Origin of the sequence: Nonomuraea roseoviolacea subsp. carminata (assembly GCF_024172185.1) — a bacterium.
Classification (GTDB): domain Bacteria; phylum Actinomycetota; class Actinomycetes; order Streptosporangiales; family Streptosporangiaceae; genus Nonomuraea; species Nonomuraea roseoviolacea.
This window is the reverse complement of record NZ_JAMZEC010000001.1, coordinates 5,818,779-5,836,041: the sequence shown is the minus strand read 5'-3', so window position 1 is coordinate 5,836,041 and position 17,263 is coordinate 5,818,779. Positions and strand designations below refer to the sequence as shown.

The 17,263-nt window shown below is 69.2% G+C and carries 18 protein-coding genes; 4 read left to right on the top strand and 14 right to left on the bottom strand.

The genetic code is table 11. The features are described from left to right. Positions 1-90: 90 nt before the first annotated feature. The 4 genes from HD595_RS27070 to HD595_RS27055 form a co-directional block, all read right to left on the bottom strand. On the bottom strand, positions 91-819 hold the full coding sequence (locus HD595_RS27070) for a GNAT family N-acetyltransferase (protein ID WP_253773733.1): 729 nt from the start codon (positions 817-819) through the stop codon (positions 91-93). Further along, a complete protein-coding gene (locus tag HD595_RS27065) occupies positions 816-1,928 on the bottom strand; it encodes an LLM class flavin-dependent oxidoreductase (protein ID WP_253773731.1) in 1,113 nt (370 codons plus the stop codon). Before HD595_RS27065 ends, HD595_RS27070 begins: the two co-directional genes overlap by 4 nt. 104 nt (positions 1,929-2,032) lie before the next feature. Then, positions 2,033-2,377, bottom strand: coding sequence for a 4Fe-4S binding protein (locus tag HD595_RS27060; RefSeq protein ID WP_253773729.1), 345 nt, complete (start codon positions 2,375-2,377; stop codon positions 2,033-2,035). Next, positions 2,374-3,957, bottom strand: coding sequence for an FAD-dependent oxidoreductase (locus HD595_RS27055; RefSeq protein ID WP_253773727.1), 1,584 nt, complete (start codon positions 3,955-3,957; stop codon positions 2,374-2,376). Before HD595_RS27055 ends, HD595_RS27060 begins: the two co-directional genes overlap by 4 nt. Before the next feature lie 82 nt (positions 3,958-4,039). On the opposite strand from HD595_RS27055, the gene HD595_RS47275 reads away from it, so the two are divergent. The 3 genes from HD595_RS47275 (at position 4,040) to HD595_RS27045 (ending at position 6,449) form a co-directional block, all read left to right on the top strand. Further along, on the top strand, positions 4,040-4,120 hold the full coding sequence (locus HD595_RS47275; RefSeq protein ID WP_355451062.1) for a putative leader peptide: 81 nt from the start codon (positions 4,040-4,042) through the stop codon (positions 4,118-4,120). A 65-nt stretch (positions 4,121-4,185) separates the two neighbouring features. Beyond that, entirely contained in the window at positions 4,186-5,142 is a 957-nt protein-coding gene (locus HD595_RS27050) for a TauD/TfdA dioxygenase family protein (RefSeq protein WP_253773725.1), read from the top strand. Positions 5,143-5,429: 287 nt separating this feature from the next. Beyond that, entirely contained in the window at positions 5,430-6,449 is a 1,020-nt protein-coding gene (locus HD595_RS27045; protein ID WP_253773723.1) for an LLM class flavin-dependent oxidoreductase, read from the top strand. A 129-nt stretch (positions 6,450-6,578) separates the two neighbouring features. On the opposite strand, the gene HD595_RS27040 is transcribed toward HD595_RS27045, so the two are convergent. The 7 genes from HD595_RS27040 to HD595_RS27010 all read right to left on the bottom strand — a co-directional run bounded on the left by HD595_RS27040 (position 6,579) and on the right by HD595_RS27010 (position 13,096). Further along, positions 6,579-7,667, bottom strand: a complete 1,089-nt coding sequence (locus HD595_RS27040) for an MsnO8 family LLM class oxidoreductase (protein ID WP_253773721.1) — start codon at positions 7,665-7,667, stop codon at positions 6,579-6,581. Beyond that, positions 7,664-7,858: an LLM class flavin-dependent oxidoreductase gene (locus HD595_RS27035; RefSeq protein ID WP_253773719.1), complete on the bottom strand. Its 195-nt coding sequence runs from the start codon at positions 7,856-7,858 to the stop codon at positions 7,664-7,666. Before HD595_RS27035 ends, HD595_RS27040 begins: the two co-directional genes overlap by 4 nt. Further along, the gene (locus HD595_RS27030) at positions 7,855-9,027 is read right to left on the bottom strand and encodes an LLM class flavin-dependent oxidoreductase (protein WP_253773717.1); all 1,173 of its coding nucleotides are present in this window, start codon (positions 9,025-9,027) and stop codon (positions 7,855-7,857) included. Before HD595_RS27030 ends, HD595_RS27035 begins: the two co-directional genes overlap by 4 nt. After that, positions 9,024-10,343, bottom strand: a complete 1,320-nt coding sequence (locus tag HD595_RS27025; protein WP_253773715.1) for an NtaA/DmoA family FMN-dependent monooxygenase — start codon at positions 10,341-10,343, stop codon at positions 9,024-9,026. Before HD595_RS27025 ends, HD595_RS27030 begins: the two co-directional genes overlap by 4 nt. After that, entirely contained in the window at positions 10,340-11,251 is a 912-nt protein-coding gene (locus tag HD595_RS27020) for a glutathione S-transferase C-terminal domain-containing protein (RefSeq protein WP_253773713.1), read from the bottom strand. The genes HD595_RS27025 and HD595_RS27020 overlap by 4 nt, the downstream gene beginning before the upstream one ends. A 15-nt stretch (positions 11,252-11,266) precedes the next feature. After that, positions 11,267-11,779: a flavin reductase family protein gene (locus HD595_RS27015; protein ID WP_253773711.1), complete on the bottom strand. Its 513-nt coding sequence runs from the start codon at positions 11,777-11,779 to the stop codon at positions 11,267-11,269. Between the two features lie 1,062 nt (positions 11,780-12,841). Then, complete coding sequence (locus HD595_RS27010) at positions 12,842-13,096, bottom strand: hypothetical protein (RefSeq protein ID WP_253773709.1); 255 nt, start codon at positions 13,094-13,096, stop codon at positions 12,842-12,844. 662 nt (positions 13,097-13,758) lie between these two features. Between HD595_RS27010 and HD595_RS27005 the strand changes: the two genes are divergently transcribed. Then, the gene (locus HD595_RS27005; protein WP_253773707.1) at positions 13,759-14,136 is read left to right on the top strand and encodes a hypothetical protein; all 378 of its coding nucleotides are present in this window, start codon (positions 13,759-13,761) and stop codon (positions 14,134-14,136) included. 140 nt (positions 14,137-14,276) lie between these two features. Here HD595_RS27005 and HD595_RS27000 read toward each other — a convergent pair whose 3' ends face one another. Genes HD595_RS27000 through HD595_RS26990 form a run of 3 tightly spaced genes read right to left on the bottom strand, consistent with a single transcriptional unit; the run spans position 14,277 to position 16,937 of the window. Beyond that, positions 14,277-14,750: a cytidine/deoxycytidylate deaminase family protein gene (locus HD595_RS27000; RefSeq protein ID WP_253773706.1), complete on the bottom strand. Its 474-nt coding sequence runs from the start codon at positions 14,748-14,750 to the stop codon at positions 14,277-14,279. After that, positions 14,747-15,436, bottom strand: a complete 690-nt coding sequence (locus HD595_RS26995; RefSeq protein WP_253773704.1) for a RibD family protein — start codon at positions 15,434-15,436, stop codon at positions 14,747-14,749. The genes HD595_RS27000 and HD595_RS26995 overlap by 4 nt, the downstream gene beginning before the upstream one ends. 37 nt (positions 15,437-15,473) lie before the next feature. Further along, entirely contained in the window at positions 15,474-16,937 is a 1,464-nt protein-coding gene (locus HD595_RS26990; RefSeq protein WP_253773702.1) for a helix-turn-helix transcriptional regulator, read from the bottom strand. Between the last annotated feature and the right edge of the window lie 326 nt (positions 16,938-17,263).

The window sequence follows — 17,263 nt, the reverse complement described above, 5'->3', positions numbered from 1 at the left end:
GAAGACCCCGTTCCTTGTTCTTCCGGACAGGGCCGAAACAACGGGCGGCTGGTGCCGACGGCCGTGGTCGCGCTGCGACCCTCGCGTCGGTCATGTGATCGGCACCGGGGTGCCCAGGGACGGATCCAGCGCCGGAACACGTACGGCGCGGAAGTCCGGGGTGCGGCGCAGGCGGAAGCCGAGCCGCTCGTACAGGCGGATCGCGCCGGTATTGGCGGCCGCCGCGTGCAGGAACGGCGTCTCGCCCCGGTTCCGGATGCCCGCGGCGACGGCCAGCACCAGCCTGGTCGCCAGTCCGCGGCCTCGGTGGTCGGGGGCGGTGCAGACGGCGCTGATCTCGGTCCAGCCCGGCGGGTGCAGGCGTTCGCCGGCCATCGCCACCAGCACGCCGCCGAACCTGAGGCCGAGGTAGACGCCGAGTTCGATGGTCCGCGGCAGGAACGGGCCCGGCTTCGTCCGCTCGACGAGATCCAGCATCTCCGGCACGTCCTCCGGGCCCAGCCGGACCACGTCGGCGTCGTCCGCACCGGCAACATGCTCACCGGTGAGCTGGACGCCCGGAACGTCCATCACTTCCTCCCAGCCGACCGGAGCCGCCGGCATCGGGCCGGTCAGGGCCACGTGCCCGCCGGGTCCCACCAGCGCGGCGACATCGGCCCAGTCGGCCGGACCCGGCGCGGGCGGCATCGACAGGAACGCGGAGACGTCGGGGGGATAACGCAGCACGCGGCCCCGCCGCTCGGCGAGACGGGCGTGCGCCCCGAGGAGCGAGGCCCGTACCGGATCGTCCAGGACGGTCGAGGGGGCGGGCGCGGTCATGGCGCGACCCGGCTCAGCGGCGCCTGTGCCGCCCGCTGCCGGTCCCGTTCGGCGACCCCCTCACGGACCAGCGGGATCACATGCCGCCCGAAGTCGATGGCGTCGTCCAGGATGTCGTAGCCACGGGCCGAGAGGATCTCGACGCCCAGGTCGTAGTAGTCCAGCAGGGCCTCGGCGATGATCTCGGGGGTGCCCACGAGCGCCGTCGAGTTGCCCGCGCCTCCCGTGGCCGCGGCGGTCGGCGTCCACAACGCGCGGTCGTGCCGTTCCCCCTTGGCCGCGACCTCGAGCAGCCGCTGCGAGCCGGCGTTCTGCGGCGGGCCGGACAACCGGCGCCGGTTCGCCCCCACCCGGTGCAGATCCCCCAGGATGCGCCGGGCCTTCTCCCAGGCCAGCTCCTCGGTCGGCGCTATGATCGGCCGGAACGCCACCTGGAACTTGGGCACGTCACTTCGCCCCGCTCGCAACGCCGCCTGCTTCACCGAGGCGATCTGCTGTGCCGTCTCGGCCAGCGGCTCCCCCCACAGGCAGTAGATGTCGGCCTCCGCCCCGCCCGCCGCGTAGGCGGCCTCCGACGATCCACCGAAGGACACCCTGGGCCGGGGCTGCTGCAGCGGGAACACGTCCGAGACGAAATCCCTGAACGAGTAGTGCTCGCCCTCGTGGTCGAACGGCTCCCTCGACGTCCAGCCCTTCTTGACGATCTGGATGTACTCCCTGGTCCGGGAGTAACGCTCGTCCTTGGTCAGGACGTCGCCCTCCCTGCCCTGCTCGTGGTCGTTGCCGCCGGTGATGAAGTGCACCGTCAGCCGCCCGTCGCTGATCTGGTCGAGGGTGGCGAAGGTCTTGAGCGCGTACGTCGGGTAGGACACGTTCGGCCGGTGCGCCAGCAGGATCTGCAGGTCCTCGACCCTGGTCGCCACGTAGGCGGCCACCTGAGCCGGATCGGGCGAGCCCGAGCCGTAGGCGAACAGCACCCGATCCCAGCCGTACTCCTGGTGGGCGCGCGCGAGCCGCAGCGTGTACTGCTTGTCGAAGGAGGAACCCGAGCGCGGAGAGGTCTCCGAGCCGTCATTGGTCCCGCCGATCCCGAGAAACTCCACAGGCATGAGCCAAAACCTTTCCGATGTTCATCAGCGAATGGTCTTGTCGTGCGTGGCCGGAAGGGCGGCACTCTGTCCAAGGACACAGCTACGGCGTGGACGCCGCCCCGTCACGAGATGATCACCTGCGACGCCGCGGGGAGCACCGGCCCGATCGCCCGCCGCGCACCCGGAGTGCGCCCGTACCCCCAGCCGATCTGCGCGCGGTAACCGCCCAGCAGTCCCCGCTCGGCCAGTTCCGTCACATCGGGCGGCTCCGGGAGCGGGTGCGCGACCGGCGCCACGTAGAGGGCGTCCACCGGGCAGTACGCCTCGCACATGAAGCACGTCTGGCAGTCGCCCTGCCGCGCAATCAGCGGCACCCCGTCATCCCCTCGTTCGAAGACGTCCGTCGGGCAGACCTGTATGCACTTGTCGCAGGCGATGCACCGGTCGCGCGCCACGATCTCGATCACGACGCCACCGCCAGGGGCCGCCCGGTCTCGGGCGCGACCCACACCTCGTCGAGCCCGCCGCAGCTCAGCCGGTGGTGCTGGGCCGGGTCGGAACCCGGGTAGTCCTCGCGCTTGTGCATGCCGCGGCTCTCGGTCCTGGCCAGCGCGCTGGCGTACATCCAGCGGGCGTGGGCCGCCATCGCGGCCGCCGAGCGGGCACGTACGACGTCGGGGCCATCCGCGCGCAGGGCCTGCCTGGCCCGCGTCCAGGTCTCATCGAGCGAGGCCAGCGCGGGCGCGAGCCGGTCGCCGTGGCGCAGGTAGTTCTTCTCGTACGGCAGCACCTCGGCCTGGACCGCCTCGACGATCTCGCGGTGCCCGGCCCGGCCGGCGCCGGTCGGCCGCAGCCCGGCGCCGCCGGCCCCGGTCACTGCGCGCCTGGCCGCGCGGGGGCCCAACGTGCGGGCGTGACGGGCGGCGGCCTGCCCCGCCCAGGTGCCGGACGACATGGCCCACGCCGCGTTGTGGCTGCCGCCGCCGGTGAAGCCGCCGCAGATCGGCTCCCTGGTGGCAGCGTCACCGGCGGCGTACAGTCCGGGGACGGAGGTCGCGCAGTCGTAGCCGGTGAGGCGGATGCCGCCGGTCCCGCGCACGGTGCCCTCGGCCAGCAGCGTGACGGGGAACAGCTCGGCGAAGGGGTCGATGCCCTGGCGGTCGAAGGGGAGGAAGAAGTTGGGCTGGGCCAGCCGCATCGCCTGTCTGATCTCTTCCCCGGCCTGGTCGAGTCGGCAGAAGACGCGCTCGGACAGCAGCGTTCGCGCGATCACGGACCGGCCGCGCGTGCTGCCCGCGCCTTCCAGGACACTTCCATCGGCGTGGTAGAAGGTGGCGTAGGAGTAGAAGGCGGTCTTGGTCACGGAGGTGAACTCGGGGGCGATGGCGTAGGCGTTGGAGAACTCCATGCCGGACAGTTCGGCCCCGGTCTCCGCGGCGAACAGCGCTCCGTCACCGGTGTTGACGTCGCAGCCGAGTGCCTTGCTGAGGAAGGCGCAGCCGCCGGTGGCCAGCACCACCGCGCCCGCGCGTACCCCATAGGACCGGTCGTGCTGCCTGCGGTAACCGGCCGCGCCCGCAACCGCGCCCTCCGCGTCCACCAGCAGCTCGGTAATGGGGCTGTGATCGAGCACGCGCACCCCCGAGCGGCGTGCGCGGATGCGCATGCGGCGCATGTACTCGGGGCCCTGCAGGCCGCGCCTGATCTGACGGCCGTCATCGCCCACGGGGAAGGGGTAGCGGCTCACCTCGGCCAGCTCGTTCATGTTGGCGTAGGTCTGGTCGAGGACGCGGGCCATCCAGCTCCGGGCGGCGAGGTAGCCGCCCAGGGCCTCCCTGGAGGCCATCGCCTCCTCCCGCGCCGCGGGGTCGGGATCGACGTACCACACGCCGGTGCCGGCGGCGGCCGTGGCACCGCTCGTGCCGAGATAGCCCTTGTCCACCAGGACGACGTCGGCACCCGCCTCGGCGGCCTTGATCGCGGCCCACGCGCCCGCGGGCCCGCCGCCCGCGACCAGGACGTCGGCCGTGACATCGAGATCGGTCATGCCATGAAGCTAAGAGCAGGGACCCCTAAAGTCAACATTTCCTACTTGACATACATGGATTTCCGCGCGCACGATCTGGCTTGTGAAGAGCAGCGAGCTTCTGGTGGCCCGTCTCCACGTCGATCTCAGACGGCAGGCGAGCGCGCTCTGTGCCATGCGGTGACCTCCGGGTCCCGCCATCCCCGTTTCCGCTCGAACATCCGTCAAAGCTTCAGGGAGCGCTTCACCATGTCATCCTCGTCCATCCTCGCCGTCAAACGCGTCGCCGGGCACATCGGCGCCGAGATCACCGGCGTCGATCTCGCCCACCCCCTCGACCCCACCGCGGTCGAGGAGATCCGCCAGGCCCTGCTCGCCCACAAGGTGGTCTTCTTCCGCGGACAGAACCTCGACCACGCCGCCCAGATCGCCTTCGCCCGCCAGTTCGGCGAGCTCACCCACGCCCACCCGCACGAGGACGCCCCGCCGGAGGAGTTCCCGCAGATCCTCACCATCGACCCGCGCCGCTACGAGGAACGCTACGGCGCGAACTACCGCGAGCTGTACCGCAAGCGGCAGTACTCCTACTACTCCGGCTGGCACACCGACGTCACCGCCGCCGTCAACCCGCCCGCCGCCTCGATCCTGCGCGCCGAGACCGTCCCCGAGTTCGGCGGTGACACCCAGTGGACCAACCTGGTCGCCGCCTACGAGGGCTTGTCGGCGCCCCTACGCGACTTCGTGGACGGCCTGCGCGCCGAGCACCGCTTCCTCGCCGGCTACCAGACCACCGACGAGGACGGCGAACTGGTCAAGCGGATCAACGACAATCTGCTGGTCTCCGTGCATCCGGTGGTGCGGGTGCATCCCGAGACCGGTGAGCGGGCGCTGTTCGTCAACCCGGGCTTCACCGACCACATCGTCGGCCTCTCGGCTCGGGAGAGCCGTCGCGTCCTGGAGTTGCTGTACGAGCAGATCACCCGTCCCGAGTACACCGTCCGCTTCCGCTGGCAGCCGGGTAGCGTCGCCTTCTGGGACAACCGGGCCACCGCCCACCTCGCCCCGTCCGACCTCGACCACCTCGACGTCCAGCGCACGCTGCACCGGGTCACCCTGATCGGCGACCGCCCCGTCGGCCCCGACGGGTTCGTCTCCGAAATCGTCGCCGGCCGCGAGTTCAGGGCCGAGGCCCTCGTCGTCGCCTGACGACCCGAGATCGTGCGGGCGGGGTCGGGGATCTCCGCCCGCACCGCGGCGTGCGCGGCACCCCCAGCCGGAGATCGCCGCAGAGCGGGAGCGCCGGCCGCCGCTCTGGCTTGTCGAACCCGTCGTCACGCGAACGGCGTCCGGCACCTCGACCAGGTCAAACCGCGCTCGCCACTCGAACGCCGCACCCTGCGTCCTTCGGGCCGGGCGTGGTGGTCGTCCGCCGCGACCAGCGGCTCATCTCCGGATGTCGCCATCGCAACCCTGGAAGGAATAAGGAGGGATAGATGCCGCTGTCCTCGCAACCGCTGCGAAAGCTGGGCTTCTTGACCATCGGGTTGTTCGACGAGGCCGACCCACGCCGGGGCCATGAGTCGACACTCGAGATCATCCGGCTGGGCGAGCAGCTGGGTTTCGACAGCGCGTGGGTGCGGCACCGCCATCTGCAGTACGGCATCTCCTCCCCCGTCGCCGTCCTGGCGGCGGCCTCCCAGCGCACCAGCCGCATCGAACTGGGCACGGCGGTCATCCCCTTGGGCTGGGAGAATCCGCTGCGGCTCGCCGAAGACCTGGCGACGGTGGACGTCTTGTCCGGAGGCCGCCTCAATCCTGGCGTCAGCGTCGGCCCGCCGTTCCACTACGACCAGGTCAAGGACGCCCTCTACCCGGACACAGGCGACCTCGAGGACTTCAGCCACGAACGCGTACGACGGCTCCTGGACTTCGTCCGCGGCGAGCCGGCCACCGACTTCCACGGCGCCGAAGGCTTCGAGATCTTCTCCGACCGGGTCCAGCCCCACTCCCCCGGCCTCGGCAGCCGCATGTGGTACGGCGGCGGAAGCCTGCGCTCGGCCCGGTGGGCAGGCGAACACGCCATGAACTTCCTGACCAGCAGTGTCGTGAAGGCAGAGGAGTCGGAGGATTTCGCCGAGATCCAGCTCTCCCACGTACGGGAGTTCCGGGCGCACCACCCCGACGGCGACCGCGCCCGCGTCTCCCAGGGCCTGGTCGTCATCCCCACAGACACGGCCTCAGCGGAGCAACGGGCCAAGTACAAGGAGTATGCCGACAAGCGCACGCCCCGGGCCGCCGCGCCCCAGGGACCGGCGCGGATGATGTTCGCGCCCGACCTCGTCGGCAGCTCGAGCGAGATCGCCGAGCGGCTCTACGAGCATGCCGCCTTCCGGGAGATCGACGAGGTCGCGTTCGCGCTGCCGTTCACGTTCGATCACGAGGACTATGTGCAGATTCTCACCGACATCGCCACCGAGCTCGGTCCCACACTCGGCTGGCGGCCCCGGCACTAGACGGCGCCAGTAGACGGACAATCGCCAGGCCGGGAAGGAGCGCCTCCCACCAGGCGACTCTCAGGTAGTGCGGGCGAGGAACAGCCCGTCCGGCTCCTTGAGCGTCGAGGAGTGGAGGGGGCGGCCGCTTCACGGGCGTTTCCATGCTTCTGCGAGCAGCTCGTACGAGCGCACGCGGTCGCGATGATCGTGGGTGATGGTGGTGACCAGCAGCTCGTCGGCCCCGGTCACGCGGCGCAGCACGCGCAGCCGCTCGGCCACTTGATCGGGCGTGCCGACGAACTGGGTGTCGACGCGGTCCTTGACGAGCTCGCGGTCGGCGTCGGTCCAGGCGTGCGCGTCGGCCTCCTCACCGGTGGGGTACCGCATCGCGCCTGCGCCGGTCCTGATGCTGCGCACCCAAAGGCCGTAGCCTTTGGCCAGCTCGCGGGCCTTCGCCTCGTCCTCGGCGACCACCGCGTCCGCCGAGACGACGACATACGGCTCGGCCAGCGCGTCGGACGGCTTGAATGCCTCCCGGTAGGCCTCCACGGCCTCCAGCACGCTGGACGGGCTGACGTGGTAGTTGGCCGCGAACGGCAGTCCCCGTTCCCCTGCCACCTGCGCGCTCTGCCCGCCGCTGCTGCCGAGGATCCACACCTCCACGTCCGCGCCCTCGCCCGGAACGGCCCGCGCCTCGTGCGTGCCCTTGAGGAAGGCCAGCACCTCGTCGATCTGGGCGGCGAAATCCGGCGTCTGCGCGCCCGGCTGCTGGAGCAGCGTCGCGTAGTGGGCGAGATGGGGGTGCTTGGCCAGCTGTGAGAAGTCGAACGGCGGCGGGATCAGCAGCCCGTCCACGACCCTGGCGGGCCTGGGCTCCCAGGCGGCCTTGGCGAGCTCGGCGCGACGCTGCCCCGAACGGCCTATCCCCAGGTCGATGCGGCCCGGGTGGAGCGCGTCAATGAGCCCGAACTGCTCGACCACCGACAGCGGCGTCTGGTGCCCGAGCTGCACGGCCCCCGATCCCACCCGGATCGCGGTCGTCGCCGCGGCAACCAGGGCGATCAGCACGGCGGGCGCCGAGCTGGCCACACCGGGCGCGAAGTGGTGCTCGGCCAGCCAGTACCGGCGGTAGCCGAACTCCTCGGCCCGTCGGGCCAGGTCGATGGTGTTGCGCAACGCCTGGCCGGGGCTGCCCCCGGAGACGATCGGGGCGAGGTCCAGGATGGACAGTGTCACGAGACACCTCCGGGGAAAGGCCGGCTGGGGATCTCCGCGCGCAGCACGGGCGCGATCTCGGTTTGGAACACGCCGAACCCGTCGAAGCCGAGCTCCTCTGCCAGCACCGCGTTGTCGACGACCTCGCGTAAGCGCTCGGTGGGCGATCGGTCGCCGTTGTGCACGATCAACGTGATGAGCAGGAACCTCATGGCGCCTCCGCGTAGCGGCTGACCGGGCGTGGCAGGCCGAGCAGCCCCCGCAACGTGGATGCTTCGTACTCGTGCCGGAACGCCCCGCGCCCCCGCAGCTCGGCCGTCAGTTCCCGGGTGATCCGCTCCAGGTCGTACGGCACCGCGCCGGGCCGCAGCCGGAACCCCTGTATCCCGGCCCGCCGCCACTCCAGCAGCACCTCGGCCAGCTCACCGGGGGTGCCGGTGAAGATCGCGGCGTCGGAGACGAGCTCGGCCCCATCCAGTTCGTCGAGCCGCGCCTTGCGCCCGGCCGCGCCCTCGCCCAGAAACACCAGCAGGTCGGCGAAGATCTTCAGCTCGCCGGACAGCCCCCTGACCTCCTCGACGACGGCGCGGGCCTGCTCGGCCGAGCGCGGCGTCACATACACGACGTCGGCACCGCCCGCGGCGAACTCGTACGGCAGCCGCGCGTGCGCCAGCGCGGTCACCACGGGCTGCCCCTGCGGCGACCGCGGCGTGATCGACGGCCCCTTCACGGAGAAGAACCGCCCGGCGAAGTCGATGTAATGGAGCTTGTCCCGGTCGATGAATCGGCCGGTGGCCACGTCGCGGATCTCGGCGTCGTCCTCCCAGCTGTCCCAGAGCCGCCGCGCCACCTCCACCACGTCCGCCGCCTCCGCGAACAGATCGCGCACATGCGGGTCGTCGGACAGGTCCACGCCGCCCGGCCGATTCAGGACGCGGTCGAGCGGCGGGAACTCCCGGCGGCCGACGAGCCGCGCCTCGGCGGCCCGCGCGGAGATCTGCGGCCGCCAGCCGGCCCGACCGCCGCTGATGTGGTCGAGCGTGGCGATGCCGATGGCCACGTGGAAGGGCTCGGTGTGCGTGGTGGTGGCCGTGGGCACCAGCCCGATCCGGCTGGTGAGCGGGGCCAGCCGGGCCGCCAGCAGCACCGCGTCGAACCGGCCCCGCACCTGGTCGGTCCGCTCGTCGGTAGCGTCGGCGAGTGTGGACTGCAACCCGAACGCGTCCTCGATGGTGACGAAGTCGAGCAGCCCGCGCTCGGCCTCGGCCACCAACTCCGCCCAGTGACGTGCCGAGAAGATCGTCTCCGGGGAGTCCAGCGAGCGCCAGGCGGCGGGGTGCCAGCCCGCGCCATCCAGTGCCACGGCGAGGTGCAACGTCATGTGAGCTCCAGATGGTCGCGAAGGGTGGTGCCGGTGTATTCGGTACGGAAGGCGCCGCGCTCCTGCAGCACCGGCACCACCCGATCCACGAACTCGTCCAGCCCACCGGGCGTCAGGTGCGGCACGAGGATGAACCCGTCGGCGGCGCCGGCCTGCACATGCTCGTCGATCTGCCGGGCCACGCTTTCAGGGGTGCCGATGAAGGTCTGCCGTCCGGTCACCTCGATGACGAGGTCACGAATGGACAGCCCCTTCTCCGCGGCCAGGGCCCGCCACTTGGCGGCCACGGCGGCGCGATCCTTGATCGGCACCCGTCCCTGGGAGACGCCGTCGGACATGTCCGGCTCGATCTCCGGCAGCGGGCCCTCCGGGTCGTAGGCCGACATGTCACGACCCCACACCTGTTCCAGGAACGCGATCGCCGTCTGCGGCCCGACCTGCTGACGCCGGATGCGGGCGGCGTTCTCCGCGGCCTCCTCCTCGGTGTCGCCCAGCGCGAACGTCACGCCAGGCATGATCTTCAACTGGTGCGGCTCGCGACCGTACCTGGCCAGGCGGCGCTTGACGTTGGCGTAGAAGCGCTTGCCATCCTCCAGCCTGCCGTGCGGTGTGAAGATCACATCGGCGTCGGCGGCGGCGAACTCGCGGCCCTCGTCGGAGTCGCCCGCCTGGATGATCACGGGGTGGCCCTGCGGGCTGCGGGGCAGCGTGAAGCGGCCCTCGACCGAGAAGTGCCTGCCCCGGTGTCCGACCGTGCCGATGGCGCCCGGACGGACGAACGTACCTGCCGCCGCGTCGGTCGCGATGGCGTCGCGCTGCCAGGAATCCCACAGCTCGCGGGCCAGGCGGACGAACTCGGCTGCCCGCTCGTACCGGTCGGCGCGGTCCAGGTAGCCGCCGCGGCGGAAGTTCTCGCCGGTGAAGGCGTCGGAGGTGGTCACCACGTTCCAGGCGGCCCGGCCTTCGCTCAGGTGATCGAGCGTGGACAGGCGCCTGGCCAGCTCGTACGGCTCGTTGAAGGTCGCGTTGACGGTCCCGGCCAGCCCGAGCCGGTCGGTCACCGCGGCCAGCGCGCTCAGCACGGTGAGCGACTCCGGCCGGCCCACCACGTCGAGATCGTGGATACGGCCCTTGAGCTCGCGCAGCCGCAAACCCTCGGCCAGGAAGAAGAAGTCGAGCTTGCCACGCTCGGCCGTCTTCGCGAGATGGACGAACGAGGCGAAGTCGATCTGGCTGCCGGAGCGGGGGTCGGCCCAGACTGTCGTGTTGTTCACGCCGGGGAAGTGGGCAGCCAGGTGGACCCGCTTGCGTGTCATCGGCCACGCCCGTGCGGCGCGTCCCAGGTGTCGGGCAGGCCCTCGGTGGTCTCGCGGAAGGCGGGACGCTGGTAGAGGTCGCGGGCGTAGGGCCACAGGTGTTCGAAGTCGCTCAGCTCCCGCTCGCTGACGAGGTGGCCACGGTTGTAGTCGGCGTCGAACCTGGCCAGCGTCACCCACAGCCGCACGTCGGCCTCGGTGATCGTGTCACCAGCCAGGAAACGCTGCTCGGCCAGGCGCCCATCCAGGCGTTCGAGTGCCGAGACGACCACGTGGCGCTCTCGCTCGCGATCCTCCTCGGTTGCGGCGCGGGCCACCCGCGAAACGCCCGCGTTGACGTCGTAGTAGATCCACCCGTTCAGCTTGTTGATCTCCGGGCGTAGCGCGTCCGGATAGAGATCGATCGAGGTGTCGGCCCATTGCTCGAACTGGGTGGCCAGGTCGATCGTGATGTCGGGGAAGTTGTTGCTGACGATCGTGCCGGTCTTCCGGTCCCAGAGCACGGGGACCGAGATGTGGCCGCCATATCCCTTCTCGGTGGCGTCGTAGGCCTGCTCCAGCAGGGTGAAGCGGTTGATCGGGTCCGGGCCGCGGCGTTCCCTGAACGCCCAGCCGCGGCCGTCGCGCTCGTCGTCCACATAGGACAGGGAGACGACGTCCTCCAGGCCCTTGAGCTTGCGGACGATCGCGGCGCGGTGGGCATAGGGGCAGACCCAGGCGACGTAGAGGTGGTAGCGGCCGGGCTCGGCGCGGAAGCCGCTGGAACCGTTGGCGGTGATCCTGCCCTGGAAGGGGTAGACCGGGCGGTTCCAGTCCGGGGACAGGTGCAGGCGCCCCGGACCGTAGTGGCCGTACGCGGCGTGGTCGACGGGGCTCGCGTAGGCCGGCGTCTGCGTGGATGTGGACACAAGCTGCTCCGGGGATCAGGAGTCGGGGTGGGCCAGGAAACGGCCGAAGCGTCCCTGGTGGTAGAGGAGCGGGCGGCCGGCGTGCCGTATGCCGGCCGCGGCGACCAGGCCGACCACCAGGAGGTGGTCGCCGACCTCGGCTCGTTCGTAGGGCAGGCAGATCAGGTGCGCCGAGACGTCCTGCAACAGCGGGGCCCCCAGTGGTCCGGGCCGCCAGCGGGTCGGGGCGGCGAACCGGTCGATGTTCTTGCGGGCGAACCGAGCCGCCAACTCGGCCTGGTCGCTGGCCAGGATGTTGACCGCGAAATGGTCGGCGGCGCCCAGCTGCGGCCAGGTGGTGGAGGAACGGTCCACGTAGAAGGAGACCAGGGGCGGTTCGAGGCTGACGGAGGAGAAGGAGGTGGCGGTGAGGCCCACGGGGATGCCGTCGTTCTGCGCGGTGACGACCACGACGCCGCTGGCGTGCACGGCGAGCGCCTGCCTGAACTGGTCGGTGGCGATGGCGCGGTCGGGCAGCGTGTCGGTCATGCGGGCACCCCCGTCCGGTGCGGGCGGTGGCCGGGGCGTCCGGATGTCACTGATGGCTTGATCACGAGAGTTCCTCACGGGAGTAGGCATGCTCACGCGGCGCCCCGGCGACTGTCGGGAGCGCGGAGGAAAAGAGGAGTCGTCGGCGAGGGCGTGGACGGCGGCGGCCACACCGGAGCACGAGGGTGAGATTCGGCGGCTACGGGTCCGTGATCAACGACACTGTGCGCTGGCGACGTGGCCGAAATCCACGTGGGAGCGCCTGGTCAGGAGGAAGCCCTGGCTCATGCTCACGACGCTAGGCCGCCATCCCCGAGAAGTCAATATTTCCTACTGGTTTATAGGGTTATTTGCACAGCCGCATGGCTGCATGGCGGCGTCAAGGTGGTCGGCCACGGCCGGCATCGCCCGTGACGACATCCTCGACGCCGTAACCCAGCGTGACAAGAGCCGGAGTTCCGGCGCCGCTTCACAGCCCCGGGATCGCCTCTAGGCCCCAAAATGCGGCACGACCAGCGACCTAGCATCTAGACGCTGACCTGCGACAACCCCCGGAACCGGCCCTGGAGGCTCCTATGGCTATCGCCAGAGCATCCCACTCTCGGCGAGTACACCCGCCGACGGCTGCACGGGCGAAGGTCCAGCCAGTGGTCGGAGAGCCGGGAGCCCTTCTTTGCCTGGCACCGAGCCCAGGTCTACAAAGGCTGAACTACGCATGCCGATCCGGATGGAGGCGTTGACCGGGTAGCGGCCTGCCGGGCGGTGCTAGCTACCTCTGCCCCATCCGGGGAACGCATTGGGGAGAGGCACCCGCCAATGATCGGCATCAGCCGTGGACAGCCGGACATGGGAAACCCCCGCCTCGCTGCATAACCGCAGGTAGAGCGGGGGTTTTCCCTGGTAGGGAAGTGCGCGCCCTGCAGGATTCGAACCTGCGACCGTCGGATTAGAAGTGGATTTCTGCTCTTGCTTCAGGCAACGTACTGACCTGCGGATGGTCTCAGGAGATCAGTTGAGACGGAAAGATCATTCCGCGCATGTTCCGGATCTTGTCGCACGCCATCAGCTGGCCATACTTCGAAACAGGGCGAGCCAGCTCGCAATCTGCTCGTCGTCATGGAGGTAGGGTCCGCCCGGACCGTGCGCCATGTCGACGCCGTGGAGCTTGTCGAGCGCCCACCAGACGAGGTCATCATCTATGTCGGCACCGTCCCATTGCGCTGCCCATCGATCGACCTCATCGCGAGTTGACGACCCGTTGAGCAGTGCGACGAACTGTGCTTCCACATCGGCCCGCGTCGGTTGTAGAGACGACATTTGGCCATGGTTGCATGCGTCGGAAGTGGAAAGGAAAGACAACTGGACCCGCGCTGTCAGCTTGGGAACTGCACCGATCACGGTACGCGTAGCAGGGCGTTCCTGGTAGCAGTGGTTGCCGGCTTGGTCGTGAGTGACCGTGGTTGACCCCTCGTCACCCTGGTTAATGGCCCGCTAATGGCCCGGCGATCAGCCTGCGACCTGGTGTTTCTCGCGCGACGCGCGGACCCTGCCCGCCTGATCATCCCGTCTGCCGTCGACCCGCCCGAAGGGGAAGCGGGCCAGGGCCACGGGGACAAGGTGGAGCCCCCTACTGGAGGAACGACCTTGGCCCCGTGGCCCTGGTCTGCTCGGCTTGTCCCGGATCGATGGTGGGCGGGATGATCAGGCTCCATCTCAGCCATCTACGGTCCTCAGGCCCAACGCGGCGATCATCCCGGAGCCGGAGCGCCCCCGCCGGAGGCGTATGGGGTTGGTGTCTCAACCTTGATGCTGAAACGCTGGACGGCATGGTCAACACGTTGTCACTGGTCCGGCGGTTGCGTCCCCATGAGCAGCTCGGAAAGGGAGTCTTTCGATCAGAGTGCAGTTTTCTCGACTTCGAGATCGACGGCGGTTCTCTGCTTGATCTAGTGACGCGGCGGAGTCCGAGGAGCGGGGACATGGCGTCCGTCCTCTGGTTGTCCGCTGGCAGTGAGCTTGGGCTTGAGGTTGACCGATTGCAAGGCAGAGCTGCCTCTTCGCTGGATGACGGCAGGGTTCCGCTGTATGTGTGCCCGGAGTGCGGTGACCTTGGATGTGGTGCGCTGACAGCCGTCGTGGTCATCACTTCTGATCAGGTGGTTTGGCAGGACCTTGGTTGGCAGGTGGACTACCAGGATGAGGTGGATCTCGAAGATCTCGATGGCATCGGTCCGTTCGTGTTCCAACGGGCTCAGTATGAAGCGGCGTTTGCTGCCGTTCCTGTCCTGGACGCGTATCGGCAGACAGAGCAGCAGTCGGGGCAGCCTTCCCCGTGGTGGATGAGATGGCGCCGTTGAGCTGGAGCGGCCCGCGCGCGTCGCGCGCGAGAACGGCCCCCAGGCCGCACGCGCAGCGTGCGGGCGTGCGCGGGCCGCGTGGCGGCGCGCAGCGCCGCCCTTGATCACCTATGAGAACAATTCGGCAAGTCCCTCGGGCACTATGAGCCCTGGTCCCCGAGCAGATGCGTATTGGCGGCACGCGCGGCATCGGCGAGTTCCGGCAGTGTGATGACCGTGACTCCTGCGGTGGTCAGGGCTTCGGTGCCGTTGGCGTCGATGACGAAGGTGGGCGGTTCCTTCCAGGCCGTCACTACGCGGGGGATGCCGGCGTCAAGGATGAGCTGTGTGCAGGTTCTCGGGCGTGACCGGCGTTGGGTGCAGGGCTCCAGGGAGCTGTAGAGGGTGGCCGTCTTGAGGCGGGGGTCGTCGGCAGAGAGCTTGGACAGGGCCGACTCCTCCGCGTGGACGTGGTCGTCCGTCTCGCGGGAGTAGCCGCGGCTGATCTCGTTGCCGTGCTCGTCGACGATGACCGCACCGACTGAGAAGGCCGTCTGCGATGGCGGGCACTCGTGGGAGAGGTCGATCGCGGTGAGCAGCCATCGGCGGTCTTGTTCGGTGCTGGTGCCGGTCATGAGGTCTTACTACCCGAGGATTCTTTCGGCAGGTAGCGAAGGAGGACGACGTCGTCCACGGCCCGTACTTCGGCAAGTGCCATGCGGTGGCCGGCGCCTCCCGGGAAGTCGCCGGGGTTGACGAAGCGGGGCGCGTTGCCGTCGCCGACGAAGATGGGAGCGATGGCGAGGTGGATCTCGTCCGCCAGCCCTTGGGTGAGGAACTGGGTGTGGATGGTGCCACCGCCCTCCACCATGAGGCGGCGGATGCCGCGCTCGCCGAGATCGTCAAGCATGCGACCGAGATCCACGGTGGGGCCAAGGCTCACCACGCCGGCGAGTTCGCCCAGGGCTTCGCGTAGCTTTGCGGTGGCGGAGTCGGGGCAGTAGACGATCTTCTCGCCGCCGTGGTGCCAGAACTTCAGGTCGGGGTCAAGGTCTCCGCTGTTGGTGATAGTGACCTTGAGCGGGTACGCGGGAAGGCCGTGGGCGGCACGCTCGGCTCGACGGGCCTCGGAGTTGACCAGGAGGCGGGGGTTGTCGCGGCGCATCGTCGTCGCACCGATGAGGATGGCGTCGCTCTCGGCCCGGACCTGGTCCACACGGTCGAAGTCCGCGGCGTTGGACAACAGGAGCCGTTCGGGTGTCGTGTCGTCGATGTAGCCGTCCACAGACATGGCACAGCTCAGCAGGACGTAGGGGCGCATGGGACCTTCCGGAGGAGGAGAACCGATCAAGTCATGATCATGCTTGCTTCACCACGGTACTCCTCAAGGCCGTGTGGAACTCGGCAACTAGCGGCGTGCTGCGCCATCGGTCGAGGTGCCTGTCCAGCCTGAGGAGTTCGTTCATGATGCGCGCGGATCCGGTCTCCTCCGCGATGTAGAGGGCGGACATGGCAACACCTGCGGCGTGCTCGGGCTCCTCGGCGCCGGCGTGAGCGAGGGCCTGACGCGACAGGTAGACGCCCCGGTCGCGCCGGAAGGACTGTGGGACGGCGGCGATCGCTTGCTGGAAGCCTTCGACGGCTTCGCCGAACCGGCCGAGTGCGGCGTTGCTGCGGGCTCGCTGGGCCTGAAGGTACGGCTCGTCCAGCCACACGGCCCATGGCGAGTCGGGGTCGTCGGCGATGTCGAGGAGTAGTTGGTGTGCACGGTCCAGCTCGTGTCTGGCTGCGCCGTCGTCGCGGTGGAGGGCGTGGCCGTAGCCGGCATAGGTGGGTGCGAGCGCCTGAAGGCGGCTGCCCGGACGAGCGAGGTTGCCCGCTGCCTCGGCCATGTCGACGGCGGTGACCGGGTCTCCGATGTCGCCGGCGAGTTGGCTCTTGCGCGCCATGATGTAGGCGGTCATGTCCCGGTCGGCGATGGCGTGTGACAGTTCGAGGGCGCGGTCTGTCCAGTACTGGGCCGTGTGGAAGTCGCCGGCGTCGTGGTAGAGCCAGCCGCAGAACTCGCTGTACTCGGCCTGGAGCTTGAGGAGCTGGTGACGGTCAGCGCCGCGCGTCTCCTGGCGGAGCTGCTGGATGGCGGTGATCTGCTGCTGGACTGCGGGGATCGCGTTCAAGGGGCCGAGAAGATTGTCGTTGGCGATCAAGACCTGACGGACCTGATACAGGTGCTCGATCGGGTTCACATCACCCGTGGCTGAGGCCAGGCGTCGGGCGGGTGACATGTACGGCGATCGACTTTGCGGCGGCGTGATTCCCGCGAGGCCGATACCCAGCCCTTGAAGAAATGTGCGACGGGATACAGACAAGAAGACGATCCTCCCATCGGGCGCGCGACCCGGCACGACAAGGGTCTCCTCATCGGCCACTGGCGGCAATTGTAGCTCTAGCTCCTGTTTGTCCCGAAGGGGTGGGAAATTGAGCCCCGCCTGCCACAAAGGGAAATCGTGGGCGGATTGTGCGGAGATCGTTTCGTCGGCGGCCTCGTCAGCGGGAGCGGCCCTGGCGCGACTGCGTCTGATCGGAACGAACCCCAGGTCCTCCGGGGCCAGGCGCGTGATCTCTGCCAGTGCCAGCCGGTACTCCTCGCGCGGCCAGGAGACCTCTCCTGCCTCCCAGCGCCGGATGCGTTCCTCGTCGCACGTCAGCGAGTGCTTCACGCCCGACTCGCTGAGATTGACCATTTTTGCCATTTCGGCCCGGGTCAAACCGGCCTTCTGGCGCCAGTCTCGAAGGCGGACATTCATCCCCGCTTTGGGCATATCCGACCTTCTTTCTAGTGGGCGACTGGAAAGGGGCTATGAGGGGGCCTTCTTAGGGGGTCCCCTCATTCTGCTTTGCCGGTGGACTTGCCATCAATCAACAACGTAAGTGAATCGGACTCCCGCCGCAGGGAGTACCGGACGACTCGCGAGGAGATGGCGACGGTGACCCGGCCAGACGAGAACAGCGAGGCAAGGCCCTGCCGTGCGTGTCGGGGACGCGGTTTCAAGCTCAAGAGCTCGCGCCGCTCTCTCCTGATCGACGCCGACGGGGAGGAGGCGGAACCCAGTGAGGAGCGCAAGTGTCTCGACTGCCTCGGCGACGG